Below are 21,789 nucleotides of genomic sequence, written 5' to 3'. Positions count from 1 at the left end.
TCCTGACCAGGATTTAGCGCCTCTCTTCTTCCTTGAGCCAGTCGAGCCGCACGAGACCACTGCCTTCCTTGGCAAAAAGCGGTGCGAGATAGTCCCCCACGGCCCGCAATTCCTGGTCCAGCTTCCAGGGTGGGTTCACGATGATCATGCCGCAGCCATTGAGGCGGTCGATGCGCTGCACGGCGTAGCGGCTGAGCTCGAAGCGCAGGATGCGGCTGGCGGGCAGTGCGGCCACCTTGCGTGCGAAACTCTCGACCTCGCGCATGCCCTTGATCGGATACCAGATGGCATAGATACCGGTAGCCCAGCGCCGCAGGGCCTGTGCCAACCCGTCCGCGATGGCCCGGAACTCGTTGTCCTCCTCGAAAGGCGGATCGATGAAGACCAGGCCGCGCCGCTCGGGCGGCGGCAGCAAGCCCGGCAGCAGGGCCCAGGCATCGCCCTCCATCACCTTGACCCGCTTGCCACGGGCGAAATTGCCCTTGAGCCGGCCGGCATCCTCGGGGTGCTTTTCGCAAAAAACCAGGCGATCCTGATCCCGCGTCAGATCCGCCGCGAGCCAGGGCGAGCCCGGATAGAGCGGCGGGGACTGGGCCATCAGCCCCTGGCACAGGCCGTGCCAGGGCGCGATCAGCCCGGCGACCCGCGCCGATGGCGGATTTGCCGCCACCAGGCCGATGCCGTCCCGCCATTCGCCGGTGCGGCGGGCCTCGTCGGCTTCGAGACTGTAGAGCCCGGTACCGGCATGGGTGTCGATCACGCGGAAGGGCGTCTCCTTCGCCTTGAGAAGGGTCAGGATACGCGCCAGCACGATATGTTTGAGGACGTCGGCAAAATTGCCGGCGTGGAAGGCATGGCGATAGTTCATGATGCGTGATGCGGAACCTTCGATTTCGCTTTCCTGCCGATATAGCCTTCCCAGATCGCCACGACGAGCATGATGACGGTGGTGATGCCGCTGATCATGAGGAGATCGGTCATGAAGGCGAAAGGCACGGCAATGACCAGTGCCAGCAGGCCGACGACATGGGTGATCGGCACGCCGCCATAGATCAGGCGCTTATAGAGCGCATTGCCGACGAGATAGATCGCCGGCCCGCCGAAGATCACCGCCATGCCGCTGAAATCGACGTGATGGGCGGGATGCGCGATGGACAGATCGTTGCCGACGGCGGTGACGATCACGCCCGCGATCAGCGCCACGTGCAGATAATGGGTATAGGCGGCGATCTGCCCGGGATTTTCGGATTCGACGATCGCTTCCGTGGCATCCTTGGTGCTGATGTCGAAATAGATCCACCACATGGCGATCGAACCGAGGAAGGCGACGAAGAAGGCGATCAGGCCGGGCGCATCCCAGGCCGTCGATTTGGCTAGAGTGGCGCCGGTGACCAGGACGGATTCGCCCAGCGCGACGATGACGAACAGCGCACAGCGCTCGACGATATGGCCGCCTTCCACCGTCCATTCCTTGCCGGGATCGGAGCGGCCGAGCCCGGGCAGCCAGAAGCCGAACCAGGGGGCGAAATATTCGCAGGCCACCGCGATGATCCACAGCACGATGCGGGCCTCGCCCTCGGCAAGGCCGCCGGCGATCCAGATGCAGGCCGCGATCAGGTTCCAGCCGATCATGCGCTGGAAATTGCGGGAGATCGGCGTGCCGGTCCCCAGGCTGAACACGGCGAAGGCCGTGCGCCCGACCTGGATGGCCGCAAAGCAGATCGCGAAGATCAGCCCGCGTTCCCCGAAGGCTTCCGGCAAGGCTGCGGCCATCACGAGGCCCAACGCCATCAGCACGAACAGGCAGATGCGAACCGGTGTCTTCTCGGGATCGAACCAGTTGGTGAACCAGCAGGTATATTGCCACGCCAGCCAGACGGCGAACCACAAGACCAGGGTTTGCAGCGCCCCGCCCCAGGAAAGGTGCTCCAGAAGCGAATGGGAAAGCTGCGTCACCGTAAAGACATAGACGAGATCAAAGAAGAGTTCCGCATAGGAAACGCGGGCCTCATGACCATCGCGCTCACGTAGAAAACTGGTGGTGCCGCCCTGATGTGCTGCCATTGTACCTTTTACCTCCGCCCAGCCCATATCGCCGGGAACCCGCCGGAGTGGCAAGAGGGGAAATGGCAGCCCGGCAGCCTGGCAAGGAGAAGTCCACGGATCAGTCCTGATCGCCTAGCCAGGCCCATATGACAGCCTCCGCCGGACGGCGGGGATGATCAGGCCAGCTAAGGGATCGGCAGGACGTCGCGATCGATCCTCAAAGCGCGCATCCGGCTGGGCGGTTCGGCGGGATGAGCCGCTTTCGGCATGAACGGGCCATCGAAGCCTACTCGCGGGCGAAAAAAGCGAGCCTTCGCATCTCATCCGGGAAATTGGATCAAAGCCGGATCACATAGCTCTTGCGCGTGGTTTCCACCACTTCCCAGCTGCCGGCAAAGCCCGGCTCGAGGATCATGGTGTCCCCGGGCCGCAATTCCACCGGCACCCCGCCATCCGGCGTCACGATGGAGCGCCCTTCGAGCAGCGTGCAGCTCTCCCATTCCTCATAGACGACGCGCCAGCGCCCCGGCGTCGCCTCCCAGATGCCGCAAAAGGTCTTGCCGTCGGCGCTCTCATAGCTGTTCCAGGTGCGGAAGGCCGGATTGCCGGCTTCCAGCCGTTCGGGCTTGGGGGCGCCTGCCTCGGCCTCCCCTTCCCCTGTGCCTGCGAATTTGAGCCATAGAGCCATGTCGGTTCACCAAGACCAATGTCAGTTGAGCGCTGGTATCAGAATGTTTCGCGTCCGGCAGCCCTGGACCTGCAGTTGCGCCGGGCAAGGCCGGAAATTGCGCAAATCCTTGCTCAGGCAGATGCGCAGTTCGGTGAGCACGCTGCCGTGCTCGCCGCGGCCGCAGACGACCGTCATCATGTCGGGCCGCAGGCCGGGATTGGCCTGCGAGAAAGCCCGCTCGATCTCGAGCGGCGCGGCGCGGCTGTCCTGCGCCGGGCTGCGATAGGCGTCGGGAATGACCATCCGGCGATAGAGCGTCGCCATCGCCTCGAAATAGCGGGCGGGCGACAGGCCCGAGCAGGTGCCGTGCTTGCGCCATTCGTAACGGGCCAAGCCCTCCGAAGGCATCACGCCCCCGGTGGCGGCAAGATCGCGCCGCTGCACGAAGGCACCGGGATTGCATTCGGTGGGATAGTCGCGCTCGCCCTGAGGCCAGAGGCCATGCACGAGAAAGCCGAGGCGCGAACCGATCCCGCACTGGCTGGGCTGCTTGGCCGTGCCGCCGGTGGCGCAGAAGCCCGGCGACCAGGTCAGGGCAAGCAGATAGAGGTCGAAATCGCCCGGCGCCCCGCCGCGGATTTCACGCGCGGCAAGGCTGCTGCTCGCCGCCATCATCAAAATGGCCGCGAGCAGGCAACGGATCACGGACGCGCCATCTTGCAGGCGGGCGCGTAGGCCAGATTATGGTCGGTGCCGTCGACGCACCATTCCACGCCCCAGCTCGCGCCGATCCAGCCGGTGTCCTCGGCGATCGAATAGGAGACGCGGCGATAATGGCCGTCATTGGTCAACACCCGCGCCACGCAGAAGCGACGCGGAATATAGCTCGGCCCCCAGGGCGAGAAGGCGACCTGGCGGTGACGGTCGATCTGCTGGATCGCCAGGTTGGAGTGCCAGTACTTGGCCTCCTTGCGGGAAAAGCGCGCGGCGATCTCATCGGAGACAGCCTTGTCGGCGCAATGGGGCAGAATGCCGTCATAATTGGGTCCGGACAGCCAGAAATTCTTCTCCAGCGCCGAGGCGGCAAGAGCCGGCGCGCAGGACGCTGCCAGCAGGACGGCGGCAAGACCGGCAATACGCATGATGAGAATCCTTAAATCAGCAACCTAGCGAATCTGTCCGCGTGAAGGCCGCCCGTCAAGCGCCAAGCCGCGGGACCGAGTCGCAATCGGTCGGGTATGACGCGGCCCCATCTCCCCTCGCCGCCACCGTCACATTTCTGTCAGGAAACCCGGCTGTTTTGCAGCAGCCGTGAACCGGCTTAAACATGGGTTCATGAAACGGGGCGTTGATTCGGCCATGCAGAAATTCACCACCGCCCGCGAAGCTGTGCTGGCACTCCGCCCGGATGAGCCGGTCTATGGCTTCCGCCCGCAGGTCCTGGCGGCCGATGCGCGCGAATTCATGGCGCAATTCCCCGGCAAGACCGCCTATGCCGTCAAGACCAATGGCGAGCCGATGATCCTCAAGGTGCTGGCCGAGGCCGGCATCACTTCCTTCGACGTGGCCAGCCCCGCCGAATTCGAGGCGGCCCGGGCTGCCTCTCCCGAGTGCGAACTTCTTTATATGCATCCGGTCAAGGCGCAATCCCACATCCGGCTGGCGCTGGAAACCTACGGCATCCGCGAGCTTTCGCTCGACCATGAGGATGAAGTCGCCAAGATCCTGCGCATCGTGCGCGCCCTCGACATTCCGCCCGAGGAGATCACGCTGTTCCTGCGCCTGGCCACCAAGGGGGCGGCGGCCTACGAGCTCTCCAAGAAGTTCGGCGCCACGCCGACCCACGCCGTCGAACTGCTCGATCGCATGGCCGGCATCGGCTTCAAGACCGGCATCGCCTTCCATGTCGGCTCGCAGGTCGAGGATCCGGAGACCTATGAACGGGCGCTGGCCTCCGTCGCCTGGGTGCGTTCGCGCATCAAGGAAGATATCGTCAGCCTCGACATCGGCGGCGGCTTTCCCGCGCAATATGGCGTGGATCCCAAGAAGAAGGGCTCCAACCAGGGCACGCCGACGACCGAGGCGCTGATGCGCCAGATCCGCGCCGACATCGCCGACTGGAAGCTGGACGATCTGCCCCTGGTGGCCGAGCCCGGCCGCGTGATCGTGGCGCGCTGCCTGTCTGTGATGGTGCGCGTGCTGCTCAAGAAGGGCCAGCGCCTCTACATCAATGACGGTGTCTGGGCCTCGCTCTCCGATTCATGGACGGGCAAGCTGCTGCTGCCGACCCGCTTCATCCCCGACCCTGCCCGCAAGCGCCGCAACGGCTCGCCGGACAAGCTCCTGCCGTTCCGCATCTGCGGCGCGACCTGCGATTCCGTCGACATCCTGACGCGGCCCTTCTATCTGCCCGAGACGATCGACACCGGGGATTGGATCGAGATCGGCCATATCGGTGCCTATTCGCTCGGCCTGCGCACTCATTTCAACGGCTTCTTTCCCGACAGGTTCGTCGAACTCGAGACCCCGTTCGAGGAAGAGCCGGGCGTGAGCATTCCCATCGCGGCGGAGTAGCCTCGTTTCCCTGCCTCGATCTTCTCGTTGGACGCGACGTCTTCCGCTCCGAAATCGTTTGCTTACCCTCTGGCGCTCTCTTAGCGTGATGCCGCAATAGAACAGATCATCTGTTCTTATAGCCTGGGGGCACACTTGATTCGCTTGCTTGGTTTTCTTTCTGTATGTCTTGCTTTGGCTTCGTGTGCAGGCCCTTCGGAGCGCTTGTCACCTGCTTCCGACATGCGCCTGGCTGCACGAGGTTGGTTCGAGCCGCAATCCTATGCGGGACTTGGGGCGTCGAAAGTCCGCATTAGCAAGATGCTCATCTGTAAAAATACTTCTTGCGGCGGACCAGGTTTCGTTGCGGCTGGGACGGCGCCCATGTCGGGCAAAAGCGCACAGGGTGTTCAGACGGCCTTGTCCGATCCCCACCTGACCAGTGCCGCACTTCGGCAGAAATTTCAGACTCTGGCCGAGCATTCCCCTGAACTTGCCGGAATGAGCGGCCGACTTATCGACGTACGCAAGCAGGCAAATTCGATCGTCGTTACACTGAGATTCACCAAGGTGATGCCGGAAATCGGCTCTGTCACTGGTTTGGCGCAGGCGGTCTGCACGCCCACTCAAATGAATTTGGTGATTGCCGCGGGACCCACCCTCGCCAGCGCAAAGCAAAGGCTCGGGTTGGTCCGAAACTAAAAAATCATCGCCCGCGCCAAGCTGCGGTCGATCGGGATGGCCGCGCCGGCGACATGGGAAGTCAGATCGCCAGCCAGGCGCGACAGGCCGACCGTCCTACCGTCGAGGTTCGACGAGACGCCTTGCTTAGTGATGCCCATGCAGGCATTTGTCGTGGTCGGCCAGGATCTCGATGACGCGGCATTCGTCGACCCGACCGTGCCGGCAGCCTTCGGCCATGCGCTGCAGTTCCGCCTTCAAGGCTTGCAGGCTGGCAATGCGCTGCTCCACCTCGGCGAGACGGGCCCGGGCTATGGCATCGGCCACCGCGCAGGACTGGCCGGGATTGTCCTGCAGATCGAGCAGGGTACGGATCGCCTCGACCTCGAAGCCGAGTTCGCGCGCATGGCGGATGAAAGCGAGCCTGCGCACATCGGCCGCCTCGTAGAGACGCCGATTGCCGTCCGTGCGCGGCGGCGCCGGCAGCAGGCCGACCTGCTCGTAGTAACGGATGGTCGGCACCTTGACGCCGCTGCGCTTGGCGGCTTCGCCGATCGCCACGCCTGAAAGCTTCATTTTTCCGCTTGCTCCTCTAGCCACTAGAGGATGTAGTTGCCTTCGCAGAAGATGCAACCCATTCGAAATGCGAGACTCGAAATGGCTATCGCTGCGACCCAGACCCGTTACCGCGTGGAGGGCATGGACTGCGCCTCCTGCGCCAGCAAGATCGACAAGGCCGTGCGCGGCGTCACCGGCGTGGAGGATATCTCGGTCTCGGTGACCGCGGGTACGATGACGGTCAAGCATGGCGACGGCCAGGATCTCGGCGTCGTCGAGGACAGGGTTCGCCGCCTCGGCTACAAGGTTTCGCCCTTGACCGCTGCGACGCCGCCGGCCGGTGCCGCCGAGCCCGCGCACGATCACGAGCACGACCACGATCATGGCGCCTGCGGCGGCCATGACCATGGCCACGCCGGGCATGGGCACGAGCATGGCAACCATGATCATGGCACCCAGGGCGAGGCTCCGGCCCTTGCGGGCCTGCACGGCCATGATCATGGTCCCTCCTCCGGACCCTGGTGGCGCTCGGGCAAGGGCGTCCTGACCATCGCCGCCGGCATCGCGCTGGTGGCCGCCTATGGCATCGGCCACCTCTTGCCTGCGATCGCGGTCTGGGCGTTCGACATCGCCATGCTGGTCGGCCTCATTCCGATCGCGCGGCGCGCTCTGGTGGCAGCCCGATACGGCATGCCCTTCACCATCGAAATGCTGATGACCATCGCCGCCGTCGGCGCGGTGATCATCGGGGCCGCCGAGGAAGGCGCCGCCGTGGTCTTCCTTTTCCTGGTCGGCGAATTGCTGGAGGGCGTCGCCGCCGGCAAGGCGCGCGCCAGCATCCAGTCCCTCGCCAGCCTGGTGCCCAAGACCGCTCTTCTCGAAGAAGAGGGACGCACCAAGGAAGTGCCGGCCGATAGTCTCGCCGTCGGCGCCGTGATCCTGGTGCGGCCGGGCGACCGCATTCCCGCCGATGGCGTCATCGTCTCGGGCGAGAGCGCCATAGACGAGGCGCCTGTGACCGGCGAGAGCACGCCCAAGCGCAAGGAAACCGACGACAATGTCTTCGCCGGCACCGTCAATGGTGATGGCGCGCTGCGCATCCGGGTGACGGCCGCCGCCGCCGACAACACCATCGCGCGGGTGATCAAGCTGGTCGAGGAAGCCCAGGAGAGCAAGGCGCCGACCGAGCGCTTCATCGACCGTTTCTCGCGCTATTATACGCCGGGCGTCGTGCTCGTGGCCGCCCTGGTGGCGGTGCTGCCACCGTTCGTCGGCGGCGCTTCCTGGAACGAGTGGATCTACAAGGGCCTGGCGATCCTCTTGATCGGCTGCCCCTGCGCCCTGGTCATTTCGACGCCGGCCGCCATCGCCGCCTCTCTTTCGGCCGGCGCGCGCCGCGGCCTGCTGATGAAGGGCGGCGCCGTGCTTGAAACCGTGGGCAAGATCACCGCCGCCGCCTTCGACAAGACCGGCACCCTCACCGAGGGCAAGCCCAAGGTGACCGATATCGTGCCGCTCGGGCGCGACGAAACCGAGGTGCTGCGGCTGGCCGCGGCCCTGGAGGCCGGCTCCAGCCATCCGCTGGCCACCGCCATCCTCGGCAAGGCGGCCGAACGCAATATCCCCGCTCCCGTCGCCACGGATTCCAAGGCGCTTGGCGGCAAGGGCGTGACCGGCAGCGTCGACGGTATTGCCCTGTTCCTCGGCTCGCCCAAGGCGGCAGCAAGTCAGGCAGCGCTTCCGGCCGAGATCACGGCCCGTATCGAAGCCCTCAACCAGGAAGGCAAGACCGTCTCGGTGCTGCTGGCGGGCGGCATCCCGGCCGGGTTGATCGCCATGCGCGACGAGCCGCGAGAGGACGCCATCGCCGGGCTGTCGGCCCTGCGTGCGGCCGGCGTGCGCACCCTGATGCTCACGGGCGACAATGCCCGCACCGCCCAGGCGATCGGGCACAAGCTCGGGTTGGAGGTGCATGCCGAATTGCTGCCGCAGGACAAGCAGCGCATCGTCAACGAACTCAAGGCCCAGGGGCTGACGGTGGCCAAGGTCGGCGACGGCATCAATGACGCCCCGGCCCTGGCGGCCGCCGATATCGGCATCGCCATGGGCGGCGGCACCGACGTCGCCCTGGAAACGGCCGACGCCGCCGTGCTGCATGGGCGCGTCAGCGACGTGGCCGGCATGGTCGCGCTGTCGCGCCGCACCATGACGAACATTCACCAGAACATCGCGATGGCACTCGGATTGAAGGCGGTATTCCTGGTCACCACGATTGCCGGCATCACCGGCCTGTGGCCGGCCATCCTCGCCGATACCGGTGCGACCGTGCTGGTCACCATGAACGCCCTCCGCCTGCTGCGGGCGAAGATCGGCTGAGACAGACCGCAGTCTTTTCGGGTCGCGCGTCACCCTCATCCGGTTGCCGCCACCTTCTCCCGCAAGGGGAGAAGGGATTTGATCGGCAGGGGCCGATCTCAATCGCAATGTGCTGAGCACCGCTGCGCTCGCCAAACAAAACCCCTTCTCCCCTTGCGGGAGAAGGTCCCGGCAGGGGGATGAGGGGTCTTGCACCTCGCCAGACACAGTCTCCACAAGACTTGACCTCTCTCGCCGACGATCGTATATAGCTGTTAGGTTAATTAATTACATGGCTATATACGATGCCCGACCATCTCAGCGATACCTTCTCGGCCCTGGCGGACCCCACCCGCAGGGCCATCCTGGCCCGGCTCGCCCAGGGCGAAGCGACCGTCATGCAATTGTCGGAGCCTTTCACGCTGACCCAGCCCGCCATCTCCAAACATCTCAAGGTCCTGGAAAAGGCCGGCCTGATCACGCGCAGCCGCTCGGCGCAATGGCGTCCCTGCCGGCTGGATCCGGGCCCGCTGCGGGAAGCCTTCGACTGGGTCCAGCATTACCGCCGCTTCTGGGACGACAGTTTCGACCGTCTCGACGACTATCTCGCCGAGCTCCAGGCCCGAGGAAACGACAAGGACGACAAGCATGACTAGCACGACCAACGCCGCCCCGGCGGCCGGCGAGCACGAGCTCGTCATCACCCGCCTGTTCAAGGCGCCGCGCGAACTGGTGTTCAGAGCCTGGACCGAACCGCAGCACCTCAGCCGGTGGCCCGGTCCCAAGGGCTTCACCGCGACCTCGGACGCCTTCGATTGCAGTCCAGGCGGCTTCTACCGCACCTGCCTACATGCGCCCGACGGCACCGACCATTGGGTCCGCGGCACCTATCTGACGGTCGAGCCGCCCGCTCGCCTCGTCTTCACCCATGCCTGGGAGGACGACAGAGGCAATCCCGGCCCCGAAACCATCGTGACCGTCACCTTCGAGGACAAGGACGGCCAGACCTTGATGCGCTTCCACCAAGCTGTCTTCACCACCCTCGCTTCACGGGACGGCCATGGCGAAGGCTGGAATCAGAGCTTTGACCGGCTCGAAACCTATCTCACGGAAATCGCGCCCTGACATTCACTCACAACGAGGCTCGCCATGCGCAGGCTCAAACTGGAAATGCAGATATCCGCCGACGGCTTCAGCTCCAGCCATGACGGCAACAATGACTGGATGGTGTGGAACTGGGGGCCTGACTGGGGCTGGGACATCGAGCTCAGGCGCTATCACGAAGAGCTGACCTCTTCCTCCGATTGCATCCTGCTCAGCCGCATGATGGCCGAGGAAGGCTTTCACCAGCATTGGCAAACGGTTGCGGAGGATTCCGCCAGCCCCCAGTCAAGTTTCGCCAGGGCGATCGGCGACATGCGCAAGATCGTCTTCAGCCGCACCCTCAAGCAATCGCGTTGGCCCAATACCGAGATTGCCGGATCGGCCCTCGCCGAGGAGGTCGACCGCCTCAAGCGCGAACCCGGAAAGGACATCATCGTCTATGGCGGCCCCATCCTGGTCTCGTCCCTGGTGGAGGCCGGACTGATCGACGAGTTCCATTTCATCGTCAATCCGGCCCTGCTCGGCAGCGGCAAGGCCATGCTCGGCGAACTTCACAGAACCACACGGCTCAGGCTGGTCGACGCCCGCCCCTTCTCCTGCGGTGTCGCCGTGCTGCATTACGCCAGAGCCTAGAGCAAGGCGCGTTCAAGCGTGAACGCCTATTTGCTCTATCTCTTTGTTTCGACGCGTCTTTGCGCTTCTGGGTAACTCCGTCCAATCGCAAAACGCTATAGAACTCAGCATCGATCCAGGATCCGGAAAACACGCAGGCTCGCGCCTTCCACGCTGCCACGAATGATCAGGCATGTCCGTCGCTGCCAGGCGCGACGGATCACGGCAGCATCGCCAGGCCGGGCCTGAAGCCTGGGTAACGGCCCGCGATAGAGCGGATGCGGCGTATCCAAGGCGTCGACCGGCCTGATCGCCATCTCGCCCCAGGGACAGGGGGCACGAAAGCACATGATCTGGAGCGGAGCCAGGCGCAGCGTCTGCGGTCCGGCCTGCGCGGCGGCGGCGCCCGACGCAGAAGCACCAGCGAACATCAGGGCTGCGATCATGGCCAAAGCCCTGGATCCAGATGCCCTCATCGCTCGCCTCCCTTTTGGACGTTGCCTCTTCATCCATTCCAGCATGGGCTGGCGCCCCCGGCTGTTGCCATGGCAACAGCCCGTTCCCTTAGAGCCGCGGCGCCGAAACGCAAAAGGCAGGCCATCGGGCCTGCCTCTCCATGTCCTTAGGCCCCGACGAAGGTCAGGCCGCAGCCGAGTGGCTCTCCGGGCGCACCGCCCGGTTGAAGTCCTCGATCAGCGTGCGGGTGATGGTCCCCGGCGTATAGCGATGCTCGAGGATCTCGGAGACAGGCGTGATCTCGGCCGCCGTGCCGGTGAGGAAGCATTCGCTGAAGCTGCCGAGTTCGTCCGGCATGATACGCCGTTCGATCACATCCAGTCCGCGGGCCTTGGCCAGGTCGATCGCCGTGCGGCGGGTGATGCCGTCGAGGAAGCAATCCGCGATCGGCGTGTGGATCTTGCCGTCCTGGATGAAGAAGACATTGGCGCCGGTGCATTCGGCCACACGACCCTGCCAGTCATACATCAGCGCATCGGCATAGCCGCGACGCTCGGCGCGATGCTTGGAGATGGTGCAGATCATATAGAGCCCGGCCGCCTTCGACAGGGAGGGCGCGGTCTTCGGATCGGGCCGGCGATATTCGGCCACGTCGAGGCGGATGCCTTTCATCTTGGTCGCCATGTCGAACATGCTCGGCCATTCCCAGACGGCGATGGCGGTGTGGATGGTGGCATGCTGGGCGGCCACGGCCATCATCTCCGAGCCACGCCAGGCAACCGGCCTGACATAGGCATCCTTCAGGCCGTTCTTGTCGAGCACGGCCTGCTTGGCAGCATCGAGTTCCTCGACCGAATAGGGAATGGCGAAGTCGAGAATCTCGGCCGAACGGCGGAAACGCGCGGAATGCTCGGAGGACTTGAAGATCTTGCCGCCATAGGAGCGCTCGCCCTCGAAGACGGCACCGCCATAATGCAGCCCGTGCGACAGGACATGAAGCTTGGCATCGCCCCAGGCCAACATCTGGCCGTCCAGCCAGATAAAGCCATCGCGTTGATCGAAGGGCAACATCGACATGACAAATCCTCCAGCGCTTCGCGCTTCCTGGAGCAAAGCGCGTTTTGGCGAAAACGCTTGTTTGCTCTTACTCTTCGGTTCGACGCGTCTTGGCGATTTGAAACGCTTCCGTCCAATCGCAAAACGCTTTGGAGCAAAGCGCGTTCATGCCTGAGCGCTCCTGCCCCAACTCCTGGTTCGAGGCCCTGCGCCTGCCGGTGCCCCAGCAGATCGCAAAACACCCTGGTAACCGCAATGTTATAGCCATTGGCAGGCAGTTGCGGAAACTGTTCCGTTCGCCACGGGCGTCTTTTTCCGCTCGGGACGTGGCTGGATAATGGCAACCGTCGCTTTTGCGTCGGGGGGCAAATCCCCTTATGTTTCGTACCGGAAACGGCACCGTGCCTCGCACGTTGAGATTTCCACCCGTGGCAGAGCAAGCTCGTTTAGACGCAAACGCTGTTTTGCTCTAACTGTCTGGTTCGGCGCGTCTTTGGATTCTCGGCGATTCCGCCAAGTCCCGAAACGCTGTGGCGGAACATCCTTTCGCGGTGAGCCCGGTTTGCGTAACGATCTGACGAAAATATGTCAATATGACTGACGTAAATTTCTCGTTCTCCCCTGTCTCGCCTCCCCGATCGGAAACCGACCGGGGTGAGCCTCCGCTTTATGAGCTGATCGAACTCTTCTTCTTCGCCTATCGCGATTTCGTCGCCGATCCCGACCATGCCCTCGAGGCCTATGGCTTCGGGCGGGCCCATCACCGCGTGCTGCATTTCGTGGACCGCAATCCGGATCTTACTGTCGCCGAATTGCTGGATATTCTGAAAATCACCAAGCAATCGCTGGCCCGGGTGTTGAAGGATCTGGTCGACCAGGGCTTTATTCTGCAGCGCGAAGGCCGGGAAGATCGGCGCCAGCGCTTGCTGACCACCACGGTGAAAGGCAAGCAACTGGCCGTCGAACTGGCAACGACCCAATCCCAGCGCATCGCGCGGGCACTCGCAGAAGCCGGCCTGACCGGTCCCGAGCTGGCACAACGCTTCCTGTTCGCCATGGTCGATCCGGACGGCCGGGCAGAAGTCGCCCGGCTGATCCGAGGCAATGTCACCGGAAGCGACAAGATCCGGGGTGAAAAACGATGAACAAGGTTGCCGTCCTGCCTGACGACGCCCCCCATATCCTGCTGGTCGACGACGACAACCGCATCCGCACGCTGCTCTCGCGCTATCTCGGCGAGCATGGCTATCGCGTGACCACGGCCGAGCACGCCGCCAGCGCCCGCCAGCGCATCGAGGCATTCACTTTCGACCTGATGATCGTCGACGTGATGATGCCGGGCGAGAACGGCTTCGACCTGACCCGCTGGATCCGCACCGGTTCCAGCGTGCCGATCCTGATGCTGACGGCACGCGGTGATCCGGATGATCGCATCAGGGGCCTGGAGATCGGCGCCGACGATTATCTGCCCAAGCCGTTCGAGCCGCGCGAATTGCTGCTGCGCCTCAACAACATCCTGAAACGGACGGTTGCGCCGACACCGACCGAGCCGGTGCGCGACATCGTCACCTTTGGCGACTTCACCTTCCATGTCTCACGCGGTGAACTCCAGCAAGGCGGCGAGACGGTCCGCATCACCGAACGCGAGCGCGACATGCTGCGCCTGCTGGTCGAGATCCCGCGCGAGACGGTGGACAGGCTGGCGCTCGCCGGCCCCGCCGCCGACATCGCCAATGAGCGCACCGTCGACGTGCAGGTGAACCGCCTGCGCCGCAAGATCGAGAAGGATCCGGGCAATCCGGTCTATCTGCAGACGGTGCGCGGCACGGGATATCGCCTGATGGTCGACATGTGATGGAGCCCCGTCCACCGGCCCTCCAATCTGCCGGGGCGATGCTCCGAAAAGGCTTGGCGCGGACTTCCGAGGCCGCCCGTATCGTCTTGCCCCGGATGCGCGAACTGGCTGCCGGCCCCGGGCGCGTGCTATCGGCGCTCGGCGATCGCATGCCCAAGGGCCTCTACGCCCGCTCGCTGCTGATCATCATCACGCCGATGGTGCTGCTGCAGGCCATCGTCACCTACATGTTCATGGAGAAGTACTGGCAGGGCGTGACGGCGCGGCTGTCGGCCGCCACCACCAAGGACATCGCGGCGATCGTCGAGCTCTACCAGCAAATGCCCCATGACAAGGGCACGACAGACCTGCTCCAGCTGGTAGCCCAGAAGCAGCTTGCGCTCGGCATCGAGTTTCGCCCCCTCGAGGACCTGCCGCCGCGCGGAGCCCGCCCCTTCTTCGACATTCTGGACCAGGCCCTGTCGGACGAGATCCGCATGCGCATCGGCCTGCCTTTCTGGATCGATACAGTCGGCCGCTCGGATTTCGTCGAGATCCGCGTCAAGCTCGACGATGCCGTCCTGCGCGTCTTCGCCCGCCGCAGCCAGACCTTCGCCTCCAACTCCTATATCTACCTGCTCTGGATGCTCGGCTCCTCGCTGATCCTCATCACGGTGGCGATCCTGTTCCTGCGCAACCAGATCCGGCCGATCCAGCAGCTCGCCAATGCCGCGCAGGATTTCGGCAAGGGGCGCGACGTCCAGAACTTCCGCCCGCGCGGCGCGCGCGAGGTGCGCCAGGCCGCCAGCGCCTTCATCGAGATGCGCCGGCGCGTCGAGCGCGCCTTCGAGCAGCGCACCGCCATGCTCAACGGCGTCTCGCACGACATGCGCACCATCCTGACACGCTTCAAGCTGTCCTTGGCCCTGCTCGACGAAAACAGTCCCGAATATGAGGATCTGCAAAAGGACGTCGACGAGATGAGCCGCATGCTGGAGGCTTATCTCGCCTTCGCGCGCGGCGATGCCGCCGAACAGGCCGAGCCTACCGACATCGCCGCGCTGCTGGAAGAGTTGCGTGCCAATGCCATACGCCAGGGCCAGGATGCGCGGGTCAGCTTCCAGGGGGATCCGATCGTGGTGGTACGTCCGGACGCCTTCCGGCGCTGCCTGACGAACCTGGTGTCCAATGCCCAGCGTTTCGCCAGGACCATCCTCATCACCGGCGTGCGCGAGCAACGCTACCTCATCGTCACTGTCGACGATGACGGGCCCGGCGTACCCGAAGAAAGCCGCGAGGACGTGTTCAAGCCTTTCTTCCGGCTGGATGAGGCCCGCAACCAGGATCATGGCGGCACCGGCCTCGGCCTTGCCATCGCCCGCGACATCGCCCGCTTCCACGGCGGCGACATCACCCTCGCCACCAGCCCGCTGGGTGGACTGCGGGCGAATGTACGCATCCCGGTCTGATGCCGGCCGGTGATCGGGCGGGCTCGGCGCCGCCTATGCGCCCCTGCCGTCCTCGCCACCGGCGGCGGAGCCGCGAGCCAGCTTCAGCGCCGCCTCGATGCCGTTCTCCAGTATCGCATTGGACTGTAGGGGATCGGGGACGACGCGTGCGAGCTGCAGCGTTCCCGCCAGCAGGGCCATGATGGCGATGGCGGTGCTGCGGCGCGTTTCGGCATTGCCTCCGGGCAGATTATCCGCGATCACGCCGATGCTGCCGAAGAGTTCCTCGGTGAAGGCGGCCCGCGTCGTCTCCGATTGGCGCGCGATCTCACCGGAAAGCGCGGCGATGGCGCAGCCTTTTTCGGGCGTGTCCCGGTGGATGGGGCGCAGATAATAGCGGATCAGCCCTTCGATCGGATCGTCGGCGCGCTCGGCGGAGCGGCGCAGCTTGCCGCGTCGCTGCGCCAACGTATGGGCTACGGCTTCGCGGACCAGGGCATCCTTCGAAGTGAAATGGCTGTAGAAGCCGCCATGGGTCAGGCCCGCATCGGCCATCAACGGCGCAATGCCGGTGCCGTCGATGCCATCGCGCAGCAGGCGCAACGCGGCCGTTTCGAGAATGTGCCGGTGCGTCGCATCCTTATGGCCCTTGTCATAGCGCATGGCGCACCTCGTCTCCCGTCAGGAAGGTACCGTCAGAAAATCCGCGGCCAGAAAGTCCACGGCTCGGCTGATCACGCCGGCATCGCCAAGGATACGGCCATGGCCAAGTCCGTCCAGCTCGATCAATCGTGATCCTCGCCAATATCTGGCGATTTCCCGCGCTTCGCCAATGGCGACGACGCGGTCGTCCCTGGAATGGAAGAGAAGAGCCGGTTGCGTCAACCGTTCGGCGAAGCTGGGCAGATCCATGATCGGCAGTTCAGTACCCAGGCGGATGAGCTCGTCGGCCAGGTGGGCGAGATCCCTGGCGTCGACGCCCCCCGACGCCATCGCCGCCGCCCGCATCTGGCGGCCATAATTGGCGGGCGAGGCGATGAGGACGACGCGCCCCGCATCCAGCCCTCCGGCCAGTGCGACGGTCAGAACCGGCCCGCCGACGGAATGGCCGATCACGCCATGCAGGCGCCCGCAGGTCTGCCCGACGGCGGTCACGGCCTTGGCCATCTGCGGGATAGTCGCCGAGACGCCCTCGGAAGCGCCATGGGCCGGCAGATCGACGGCGATCACGCCGAGGCCGCGTGCCAGCAGGGGCTCCACGAAAGCAAGCATGTCGACATGGGTAGCCTCCCAGCCATGCACCAGGAGCACGGGCTCGCCATGGCCCCAGCGCCAGCCGGCGATCAAGCCGCCATCATGCGCGACGGAAAAGGGGGTCGCGCCTTCGGGAATCGGCACGGCGCGCGGGGGAAGCCGCCGGGGCGTGATCATCCGCAACGCCAGTTTGCGCGGGTCGACGCACTCCGAAACGTCCATGGCCGCTCTCCTCTTTAAATTATGGTTATAATATTATATGTCATCCCTCATGCAATAGCGCTCTGCAGTGTCATTGAGGATCGAGCCATGTCCACCAGCGACCCCGTCGTCATCGTCTCCGCCACACGCACCCCGCTGGGACGGTTCCAGGGCGACCTTTCGAGCCTGCCCTCCCCTGCGCTCGGCGCCCATGTCGTGAAGGAGGCCCTGGCACGCGCGAAGCTCGCTGCCGATCGGGTGGACGAAATCCTGCTGGGCTGCGTGCTCCCTGCCGGCCTTGGCCAGGCGCCGGCCCGTCAGGCCGCCCGCCATGCCGGGCTGCCCGACGCCACGGGGGCCACGACCGTCAACAAGGTCTGTGGTTCGGGCATGAAGGCAACCATGCTCGGCCACGATCTCCTTCGCGCCGGCTCCGCCGACATCGTGGTGACGGGCGGCATGGAATCGATGTCGAACGCGCCCTATCTGCTGGCCAAGGCCCGCAGCGGCTACCGCATGGGTCATGATCGCCTTCTCGACCACATGATGCTCGACGGCCTCGAGGACGCCTATGAAGGGGGCCGCCCGATGGGTGATTTCGGCGAAGCGACGGCTGAGGCCTATCAATTCAGCCGCGACGACCAGGATGCCTATGCCGTCGAGACCCTGAACCGCGCCCGCAAGGCGGTCGAAACCGGTGCCTTCGCCGCCGAGATCGCACCGGTGGAAGTGCCGGGGAAGGGTGGCTCCAGGCTGGTTGCCAACGACGAGAACCCGCTCAAGGTCTCGCCCGACAAGATCCCGCAGCTCAGGCCCGCCTTCCGCAAGGACGGAACCATCACCGCCGCCAGTTCCTCCGCCAATGCCGACGGTGCCGCCGCCCTCGTCCTGACCCGCCGCTCCATCGCCGAGCGCGACGGCCTGCCCGTGCTGGCCGAGATCAAGGGACACGCAACGCATAGCCAGGATCCGGCCTGGTTCACCACCGCGCCGATCCCGGCCATGCGAAAGCTGCTCGAACGCACGGGCTGGCGCGTGGGAGAGGTCGACCTGTTCGAAATCAACGAGGCCTTCGCCGCGGTGGCGATGGCCGCCCGCCACGACCTCGGCATCCCTGCCGACCGCCTCAACATCCATGGCGGGGCTTGCGCACTCGGCCATCCGATCGGCGCGACCGGCGCGCGCATCATCGTCACCCTGCTGCACGCCCTGGCCCGCCACGATCTCAGGCGCGGCATCGCCTCGCTGTGCATCGGCGGCGGAGAAGCGACGGCGATCGCAATCGAGAGGATTGCGTAGGGACAAGCATAGTGGAATCCCATCCTTACGCGGAGAGGTCGCGCCGCCTCTGCTCTCAGAACAACCCTTTTCAAGGCGTTGATGTGTGAAATCCGGATCGAGCGGTTCCCCCCTCATCCGCCTGCCGGCACCTTCTCCCACAAGGGGAGAAGGGAATCATTTTCGCGAGGCTCAGTGCTGGTCGATCGCCTTCTCCCCTTGCGGGAGAAGGTGCCATAGCGTGGTCCTTTCAAGACCACGCGTTCAAGTAAAGAACTTTGGGGGCGGATGAGGGGTCGCGTTGCCCCATCCCAGTCTTTTTCGGGTTCGTTCCAAACATCTTGAAAGGAGCGCCTCAGAACAGACGCGAGCCGTTCGGGACTTGGCGTTCCGGTGTCGCCAGCACGACGGCGCCGTCGGGGCCGGGAAAGCCCAGCGTCAACACCTGCGACATGAATTTGCCGATCTGGCGCGGCGGGAAATTCACCACCGCCATTACCTGGCGCCCGACCAGCTCATCAGCCCTGTAGAGGGCGGTGAGCTGGGCGGAGGAGGCCTTGATGCCGATCTCGCCGCCGAAATCGATGCGCATGCGATAGGCCGGCTTGCGGGCTCCTTCCAGGGGCACCGCCTCCAGCACCGTGCCGATGCGAATATCGACCTTGAGGAAATCATCGAAGCCGATCTCGGCCGACGGTTGCCCGCTACTGCTACTCACACCGCCTCCGCATCGTCGCGATCATCCCTGCCCCGCCGGCGCGACTCGGCGAAATCGTGAAAACGCTCCCGCAGCCTTTCGCGCATGCGGGCGCGGCGCTCATAAGACCGTTCGGCGATACGGCGGAATGGCGCGAAGATCTGGCAAAGGTCGTCGGCCCGCTCCATCCAGCGCTCGCCCGAGCGAAGCTGCCGGTCCACTTCCTTCATCGTGGTGGCAAGACCTTCGTCCTCGTCCTTCAGCCAGACCTTGATGATGCGAGCCCAGGCCAGCGCCAAGCCCTGCGCACGCACGGCTCCCATCGGGCCATCGGCGTCGATATCGGCCGCCGTCAGCATCCATTGCATCGAATTGGTGACCACGCGGTTCCAGGCGGCCATGGCGAGCGGATCGAGCGCAAAGGCCCTGGAAATGTTGGCGATCGCGGTCTTGTGCGGCGAGAGAACATCGATGCGGCGCATCAGAATGTCGAACAGCCGCTCGCGGGCCGGCTCTCCGGCCATGCCCTCGTCGATGCCGTCGAGCACCTTCTGGTCGACCTGACGGGAATAGGCGGCGAGGATGGCCCCCTTGGAAGGGTAGAGGCCACGCAATTGCGACAGGGACAGTCCCGCCTTGCCGGCGATGTCGGCCAGGCCGATCTCGCCCCAGGGATTGTCGGCGCACAGCGCCAGCAAGGCTTCTATCGCGGCCTGACGCGGATCGACGGCATTATCGGCTTTCGGCTTGGCAACCATGGCTCGAACCTCGTTTTTCGATGTGCCTCGTCCGGTAAAGATAGGCTGATTGCGGTCCGGATCAATGCGGCGCGTTGGCAGGCATGGCCTCCGCGGCCCTCAGGAAGCGAGTTCGCCCGCGCGCCGGCGCGCCGCCTCCACCGCCCGCTCCATCAAGGGCGTCAAACCGTTTTCGGCCATCAGCACCTCCAGCGCCGCCGCTGTGGTGCCGCCAGGGCTGGTGACGTTCTGGCGCAGCGTGGCCGCCGGCAGGTCGGACCGGTGCAGCAACTCGCCGGACCCGGCCACGGTGGCACGTGCGAGACGCATGGCGAGATCGGCAGGAAGTCCCGCCGCGGCTCCGGCCTCGGCCATGGCTTCGACGAGATGGAAGACATAGGCCGGCCCCGAGCCGGAAACCGCCGTCACCGCATCGATGAGGCTTTCATCCGCAACCCACTCCACGGCGCCGGTCGCCCGCAAAAGGGCATCGGCCGCCCGTTCCTGATCGGCTGTCACGAAGGCATTCGGCACCGCTGCGGTGATGCCGCGGCCAACGGCGGCCGGTGTATTCGGCATGGCGCGCACGATGGCGGTGTCGGCCGGCAGCAATGCCGCGATGCTGGCGATGGTCTTGCCGGCCATGATGGAGACGGCCAGCGTATCCGATCCGAACAGAGGCGCGACGGAGCTCATTGCGACATCCATCATCTGCGGCTTGATCGCCAGGAGAACCACCGCCGGCGTGCCGAAGGAGGCCAGCATCGGATTGACCGCGATCCCTTTCACGGAGAGGTCGCCGGCGATTTCCGGCGGCAAATAGGGATCGATCACCCCGACCCCGGCAGGATCGAGGCCGAGCTTCAGCCATCCTTCCAGCATCGCCCCGCCCATCTTGCCGGCGCCCAGCAGCAACAGCTTGCCGCCAATGTCCAATGTATCAGCCATGGGAAGAACTCCTGCGGGTGGAAAGCCGGCTTTGGCAGCCGCCGGCTCGGAGCGGCCTCGGGTCGCCGGAAAAGGGTCGTCACTGCGAGCGCGGCGAAGCAACCCAGGAACACTAGAGTATGAGGACCGGATTGCTTCTCTGCGTCCGCGATGACCGCGGAAAGCCGCCAGATACTAGGCTTCGCCCACGGTCTCGAAAAGCACGGCTTCGAGCGCTTCCTTGGGGGTCTTGCCGGCCCAGATCACGAATTGGAAGGCCTGGAAATAGCGCTCGCAGGTTTCCACCGCGATCTCGATCAGGGCCTCGCACTGGCGCGGCGTGGCTTCGGCGCCGCCGGCCAGGAACAGGGCATGGCGATACATGATGACCTGGTCGGCATTCCAGACATCGAAATGGCCGACCCAGAGCTGTTCGTTCACGAGCGCAATCGTCTGCAGGAGATCGGCGTGGCGGCGCTTGGGAATCTTGGCATCGAAGGAGCAGGCCAGATGCAGCGACTCGATATCGTCCATCCAGGTGAAGGACACCGCATAGTCGCAGCCATGCCCCTTCACCACGATGGAGATCTCGTCTTCGCCGAGCCTGTCGAAGGCCCAGTCGTGAAGACTCGCCAGATGTTCGACGAGATCAACCGGATGACCGGCCCGCTCGCTCTGGAGCTCGATTACCGACATTGCAACTCCCGGCGCCTCCGGGGAGGCGCATTGGCGCTGCGAATACCGATCGATACGCAGCCTGTGTGGGGAGAGTTCCGGCATTCGGGCTGAATCGGCAAGGATTCGTTCCCGCCGTCCACAAGGAGGCCTCTCATTCCGTGCCGGTCTTATTGTCGCACGGCGGGCGCCCCCGCGCTCAACGCGCAGCGAGCCTGGCTTCGAGTTCGGCGATACGGACCGCCAGGCGTTCGTTTTCGTCGCGCGCCTTGATCGCCATCTCGCGCACCGCGTCGAACTCGTCGCGGCGGACATAATCGAGATCGCGCATGATGCGCTCTGCCTGGCTGCGCACGACATTGTCGACTTCCCGGCGCACGCCCTGGGCGACGCCGGCGGCGTCGGTCATCAATTTGGCGAACTCGTCGTAGATACGGCCGGATTGCTGTGGCATCACGAAACTCCTTTGCGGCGTCGATAGCACGGGCCAGACCTCGATAAAAGCTTGGCCCCGCTAGGGCGTGTCGTCAGTTATGGTTTGGAGCGAGATGAGGTCAAAAATGGCGAGATGGAGGAGCGAGCGCTGCCAAGACTTGTGTCTTGGCGAGCGAAGCGACGTTGCAGACGGCCAAAATCGCTCCCCGTCT

26 protein-coding genes are annotated in these 21,789 nt (G+C 64.7%); 10 read left to right on the top strand and 16 right to left on the bottom strand.

Annotated features, from left to right (window positions below; all coding sequences use genetic code 11):
• Positions 1-13: 13 nt before the first annotated feature.
• From C5L14_RS08790 to C5L14_RS08770, 5 genes are all read right to left on the bottom strand, one after another.
• Complete coding sequence (locus tag C5L14_RS08790) at positions 14-868, bottom strand: 23S rRNA (adenine(2030)-N(6))-methyltransferase RlmJ (RefSeq protein WP_105861657.1); 855 nt, start codon at positions 866-868, stop codon at positions 14-16.
• Positions 865-2,064, bottom strand: coding sequence for a low temperature requirement protein A (locus C5L14_RS08785; RefSeq protein ID WP_105861656.1), 1,200 nt, complete (start codon positions 2,062-2,064; stop codon positions 865-867). Before C5L14_RS08785 ends, C5L14_RS08790 begins: the two co-directional genes overlap by 4 nt.
• A gap of 319 nt (positions 2,065-2,383) precedes the next feature.
• Positions 2,384-2,734 carry a cupin domain-containing protein gene (locus C5L14_RS08780; protein ID WP_105861655.1) on the bottom strand — a complete coding sequence of 117 codons (351 nt, stop codon included), beginning with the start codon at positions 2,732-2,734 and terminating at the stop codon, positions 2,384-2,386.
• A gap of 21 nt (positions 2,735-2,755) precedes the next feature.
• Positions 2,756-3,421, bottom strand: a complete 666-nt coding sequence (locus C5L14_RS08775; protein ID WP_245443311.1) for a ribonuclease T2 family protein — start codon at positions 3,419-3,421, stop codon at positions 2,756-2,758.
• A complete protein-coding gene (locus C5L14_RS08770; protein ID WP_105861654.1) occupies positions 3,418-3,858 on the bottom strand; it encodes a hypothetical protein in 441 nt (146 codons plus the stop codon). The genes C5L14_RS08775 and C5L14_RS08770 overlap by 4 nt, the downstream gene beginning before the upstream one ends.
• 217 nt (positions 3,859-4,075) lie before the next feature.
• Between C5L14_RS08770 and C5L14_RS08765 the strand changes: the two genes are divergently transcribed.
• Together C5L14_RS08765 and C5L14_RS08760 are read left to right on the top strand one after the other, a co-directional pair.
• On the top strand, positions 4,076-5,290 hold the full coding sequence (locus tag C5L14_RS08765; protein ID WP_105861653.1) for an alanine racemase: 1,215 nt from the start codon (positions 4,076-4,078) through the stop codon (positions 5,288-5,290).
• Between the two features lie 363 nt (positions 5,291-5,653).
• Entirely contained in the window at positions 5,654-5,971 is a 318-nt protein-coding gene (locus C5L14_RS08760; protein WP_105861652.1) for a hypothetical protein, read from the top strand.
• On the opposite strand, the gene C5L14_RS30305 is transcribed toward C5L14_RS08760, so the two are convergent.
• Positions 5,968-6,111, bottom strand: a complete 144-nt coding sequence (locus C5L14_RS30305) for a hypothetical protein (protein WP_181161090.1) — start codon at positions 6,109-6,111, stop codon at positions 5,968-5,970. The two genes, C5L14_RS08760 and C5L14_RS30305, sit on opposite strands and share 4 nt — an antisense overlap.
• Positions 6,098-6,526: a MerR family transcriptional regulator gene (locus C5L14_RS08755; RefSeq protein WP_105861651.1), complete on the bottom strand. Its 429-nt coding sequence runs from the start codon at positions 6,524-6,526 to the stop codon at positions 6,098-6,100. The genes C5L14_RS30305 and C5L14_RS08755 overlap by 14 nt, the downstream gene beginning before the upstream one ends.
• A gap of 81 nt (positions 6,527-6,607) precedes the next feature.
• Here C5L14_RS08755 and C5L14_RS08750 point away from each other — a divergent pair, with 81 nt between their 5' ends.
• From C5L14_RS08750 to C5L14_RS08735, 4 genes are all read left to right on the top strand, one after another.
• The gene (locus C5L14_RS08750; RefSeq protein ID WP_105861650.1) at positions 6,608-8,884 is read left to right on the top strand and encodes a heavy metal translocating P-type ATPase; all 2,277 of its coding nucleotides are present in this window, start codon (positions 6,608-6,610) and stop codon (positions 8,882-8,884) included.
• Positions 8,885-9,168: 284 nt separating this feature from the next.
• Positions 9,169-9,519 carry an ArsR/SmtB family transcription factor gene (locus tag C5L14_RS08745; RefSeq protein ID WP_105861649.1) on the top strand — a complete coding sequence of 117 codons (351 nt, stop codon included), beginning with the start codon at positions 9,169-9,171 and terminating at the stop codon, positions 9,517-9,519.
• Entirely contained in the window at positions 9,512-9,988 is a 477-nt protein-coding gene (locus C5L14_RS08740) for an SRPBCC domain-containing protein (RefSeq protein ID WP_105861648.1), read from the top strand. Before C5L14_RS08745 ends, C5L14_RS08740 begins: the two co-directional genes overlap by 8 nt.
• Positions 9,989-10,012: 24 nt before the next feature.
• Positions 10,013-10,600: a dihydrofolate reductase family protein gene (locus C5L14_RS08735; RefSeq protein ID WP_105861647.1), complete on the top strand. Its 588-nt coding sequence runs from the start codon at positions 10,013-10,015 to the stop codon at positions 10,598-10,600.
• A 104-nt stretch (positions 10,601-10,704) separates the two neighbouring features.
• On the opposite strand, the gene C5L14_RS08730 is transcribed toward C5L14_RS08735, so the two are convergent.
• Both C5L14_RS08730 and C5L14_RS08725 read right to left on the bottom strand, forming a co-directional pair.
• On the bottom strand, positions 10,705-11,055 hold the full coding sequence (locus tag C5L14_RS08730; protein ID WP_146126866.1) for a hypothetical protein: 351 nt from the start codon (positions 11,053-11,055) through the stop codon (positions 10,705-10,707).
• 163 nt (positions 11,056-11,218) lie between these two features.
• The gene (locus C5L14_RS08725; RefSeq protein ID WP_105861645.1) at positions 11,219-12,112 is read right to left on the bottom strand and encodes a branched-chain amino acid aminotransferase; all 894 of its coding nucleotides are present in this window, start codon (positions 12,110-12,112) and stop codon (positions 11,219-11,221) included.
• Positions 12,113-12,684: 572 nt separating this feature from the next.
• Between C5L14_RS08725 and C5L14_RS08720 the strand changes: the two genes are divergently transcribed.
• From C5L14_RS08720 to C5L14_RS08710, 3 genes are all read left to right on the top strand, one after another.
• A complete protein-coding gene (locus tag C5L14_RS08720; RefSeq protein ID WP_105861644.1) occupies positions 12,685-13,236 on the top strand; it encodes a MarR family winged helix-turn-helix transcriptional regulator in 552 nt (183 codons plus the stop codon).
• On the top strand, positions 13,233-13,946 hold the full coding sequence (locus C5L14_RS08715; protein WP_105861643.1) for a response regulator: 714 nt from the start codon (positions 13,233-13,235) through the stop codon (positions 13,944-13,946). The genes C5L14_RS08720 and C5L14_RS08715 overlap by 4 nt, the downstream gene beginning before the upstream one ends.
• A gap of 95 nt (positions 13,947-14,041) precedes the next feature.
• The gene (locus C5L14_RS08710) at positions 14,042-15,394 is read left to right on the top strand and encodes an ATP-binding protein (protein ID WP_105861967.1); all 1,353 of its coding nucleotides are present in this window, start codon (positions 14,042-14,044) and stop codon (positions 15,392-15,394) included.
• A 33-nt stretch (positions 15,395-15,427) separates the two neighbouring features.
• Here C5L14_RS08710 and C5L14_RS08705 read toward each other — a convergent pair whose 3' ends face one another.
• Together C5L14_RS08705 and C5L14_RS08700 are read right to left on the bottom strand one after the other, a co-directional pair.
• On the bottom strand, positions 15,428-16,036 hold the full coding sequence (locus tag C5L14_RS08705) for a TetR/AcrR family transcriptional regulator (RefSeq protein ID WP_105861642.1): 609 nt from the start codon (positions 16,034-16,036) through the stop codon (positions 15,428-15,430).
• 18 nt (positions 16,037-16,054) lie between these two features.
• Positions 16,055-16,849: an alpha/beta fold hydrolase gene (locus C5L14_RS08700; RefSeq protein ID WP_105861641.1), complete on the bottom strand. Its 795-nt coding sequence runs from the start codon at positions 16,847-16,849 to the stop codon at positions 16,055-16,057.
• 87 nt (positions 16,850-16,936) lie between these two features.
• Here C5L14_RS08700 and C5L14_RS08695 point away from each other — a divergent pair, with 87 nt between their 5' ends.
• Positions 16,937-18,127 (top strand): acetyl-CoA C-acyltransferase, encoded by a 1,191-nt coding sequence (locus tag C5L14_RS08695; RefSeq protein WP_105861640.1) that lies wholly within the window; start codon positions 16,937-16,939, stop codon positions 18,125-18,127.
• Positions 18,128-18,461: 334 nt separating this feature from the next.
• On the opposite strand, the gene C5L14_RS08690 is transcribed toward C5L14_RS08695, so the two are convergent.
• From C5L14_RS08690 to C5L14_RS08670, 5 genes are all read right to left on the bottom strand, one after another.
• The gene (locus C5L14_RS08690; RefSeq protein ID WP_105861639.1) at positions 18,462-18,824 is read right to left on the bottom strand and encodes a tRNA-binding protein; all 363 of its coding nucleotides are present in this window, start codon (positions 18,822-18,824) and stop codon (positions 18,462-18,464) included.
• On the bottom strand, positions 18,821-19,561 hold the full coding sequence (locus C5L14_RS08685) for a TetR/AcrR family transcriptional regulator (protein ID WP_181161089.1): 741 nt from the start codon (positions 19,559-19,561) through the stop codon (positions 18,821-18,823). The genes C5L14_RS08690 and C5L14_RS08685 overlap by 4 nt, the downstream gene beginning before the upstream one ends.
• 99 nt (positions 19,562-19,660) lie before the next feature.
• The gene (proC, locus tag C5L14_RS08680; RefSeq protein WP_105861638.1) at positions 19,661-20,488 is read right to left on the bottom strand and encodes a pyrroline-5-carboxylate reductase; all 828 of its coding nucleotides are present in this window, start codon (positions 20,486-20,488) and stop codon (positions 19,661-19,663) included.
• 174 nt (positions 20,489-20,662) lie between these two features.
• On the bottom strand, positions 20,663-21,163 hold the full coding sequence (locus tag C5L14_RS08675) for a YbjN domain-containing protein (protein WP_105861637.1): 501 nt from the start codon (positions 21,161-21,163) through the stop codon (positions 20,663-20,665).
• Between the two features lie 178 nt (positions 21,164-21,341).
• Positions 21,342-21,596: an accessory factor UbiK family protein gene (locus tag C5L14_RS08670; protein WP_105861636.1), complete on the bottom strand. Its 255-nt coding sequence runs from the start codon at positions 21,594-21,596 to the stop codon at positions 21,342-21,344.
• Between the last annotated feature and the right edge of the window lie 193 nt (positions 21,597-21,789).

The organism is Labrys okinawensis, from assembly GCF_002982075.1.
In the GTDB taxonomy this organism is placed as follows: Bacteria; Pseudomonadota; Alphaproteobacteria; order Rhizobiales; family Labraceae; genus Labrys; species Labrys okinawensis_A.
This window is presented reverse-complemented; position numbering and strand designations above follow the sequence as displayed.

Bases quoted from the DNA above. Each gene is read 5' to 3' on its own strand.
- C5L14_RS08790 (WP_105861657.1), bottom strand. From the start codon at position 868: ATGAACTATCGCCATGCCTTCCACGCCGGCAATTTTGCCGACGTCCTC.
- C5L14_RS08785 (WP_105861656.1), bottom strand. From the start codon at position 2,064: ATGGCAGCACATCAGGGCGGCACCACCAGTTTTCTACGTGAGCGCGAT.
- C5L14_RS08780 (WP_105861655.1), bottom strand. From the start codon at position 2,734: ATGGCTCTATGGCTCAAATTCGCAGGCACAGGGGAAGGGGAGGCCGAG.
- C5L14_RS08770 (WP_105861654.1), bottom strand. From the start codon at position 3,858: ATGCGTATTGCCGGTCTTGCCGCCGTCCTGCTGGCAGCGTCCTGCGCG.
- C5L14_RS08765 (WP_105861653.1), top strand. From the start codon at position 4,076: ATGCAGAAATTCACCACCGCCCGCGAAGCTGTGCTGGCACTCCGCCCG.
- C5L14_RS08760 (WP_105861652.1), top strand. From the start codon at position 5,654: ATGTCGGGCAAAAGCGCACAGGGTGTTCAGACGGCCTTGTCCGATCCC.
- C5L14_RS30305 (WP_181161090.1), bottom strand. From the start codon at position 6,111: ATGGGCATCACTAAGCAAGGCGTCTCGTCGAACCTCGACGGTAGGACG.
- C5L14_RS08755 (WP_105861651.1), bottom strand. From the start codon at position 6,526: ATGAAGCTTTCAGGCGTGGCGATCGGCGAAGCCGCCAAGCGCAGCGGC.
- C5L14_RS08750 (WP_105861650.1), top strand. From the start codon at position 6,608: ATGGCTATCGCTGCGACCCAGACCCGTTACCGCGTGGAGGGCATGGAC.
- C5L14_RS08745 (WP_105861649.1), top strand. From the start codon at position 9,169: ATGCCCGACCATCTCAGCGATACCTTCTCGGCCCTGGCGGACCCCACC.
- C5L14_RS08740 (WP_105861648.1), top strand. From the start codon at position 9,512: ATGACTAGCACGACCAACGCCGCCCCGGCGGCCGGCGAGCACGAGCTC.
- C5L14_RS08735 (WP_105861647.1), top strand. From the start codon at position 10,013: ATGCGCAGGCTCAAACTGGAAATGCAGATATCCGCCGACGGCTTCAGC.
- C5L14_RS08730 (WP_146126866.1), bottom strand. From the start codon at position 11,055: ATGAGGGCATCTGGATCCAGGGCTTTGGCCATGATCGCAGCCCTGATG.
- C5L14_RS08725 (WP_105861645.1), bottom strand. From the start codon at position 12,112: ATGTCGATGTTGCCCTTCGATCAACGCGATGGCTTTATCTGGCTGGAC.
- C5L14_RS08720 (WP_105861644.1), top strand. From the start codon at position 12,685: ATGACTGACGTAAATTTCTCGTTCTCCCCTGTCTCGCCTCCCCGATCG.
- C5L14_RS08715 (WP_105861643.1), top strand. From the start codon at position 13,233: ATGAACAAGGTTGCCGTCCTGCCTGACGACGCCCCCCATATCCTGCTG.
- C5L14_RS08710 (WP_105861967.1), top strand. From the start codon at position 14,042: ATGCGCGAACTGGCTGCCGGCCCCGGGCGCGTGCTATCGGCGCTCGGC.
- C5L14_RS08705 (WP_105861642.1), bottom strand. From the start codon at position 16,036: ATGCGCTATGACAAGGGCCATAAGGATGCGACGCACCGGCACATTCTC.
- C5L14_RS08700 (WP_105861641.1), bottom strand. From the start codon at position 16,849: ATGGACGTTTCGGAGTGCGTCGACCCGCGCAAACTGGCGTTGCGGATG.
- C5L14_RS08695 (WP_105861640.1), top strand. From the start codon at position 16,937: ATGTCCACCAGCGACCCCGTCGTCATCGTCTCCGCCACACGCACCCCG.
- C5L14_RS08685 (WP_181161089.1), bottom strand. From the start codon at position 19,561: ATGGTTGCCAAGCCGAAAGCCGATAATGCCGTCGATCCGCGTCAGGCC.
- proC (WP_105861638.1), bottom strand. From the start codon at position 20,488: ATGGCTGATACATTGGACATTGGCGGCAAGCTGTTGCTGCTGGGCGCC.
- C5L14_RS08675 (WP_105861637.1), bottom strand. From the start codon at position 21,163: ATGTCGGTAATCGAGCTCCAGAGCGAGCGGGCCGGTCATCCGGTTGAT.
- C5L14_RS08670 (WP_105861636.1), bottom strand. From the start codon at position 21,596: ATGCCACAGCAATCCGGCCGTATCTACGACGAGTTCGCCAAATTGATG.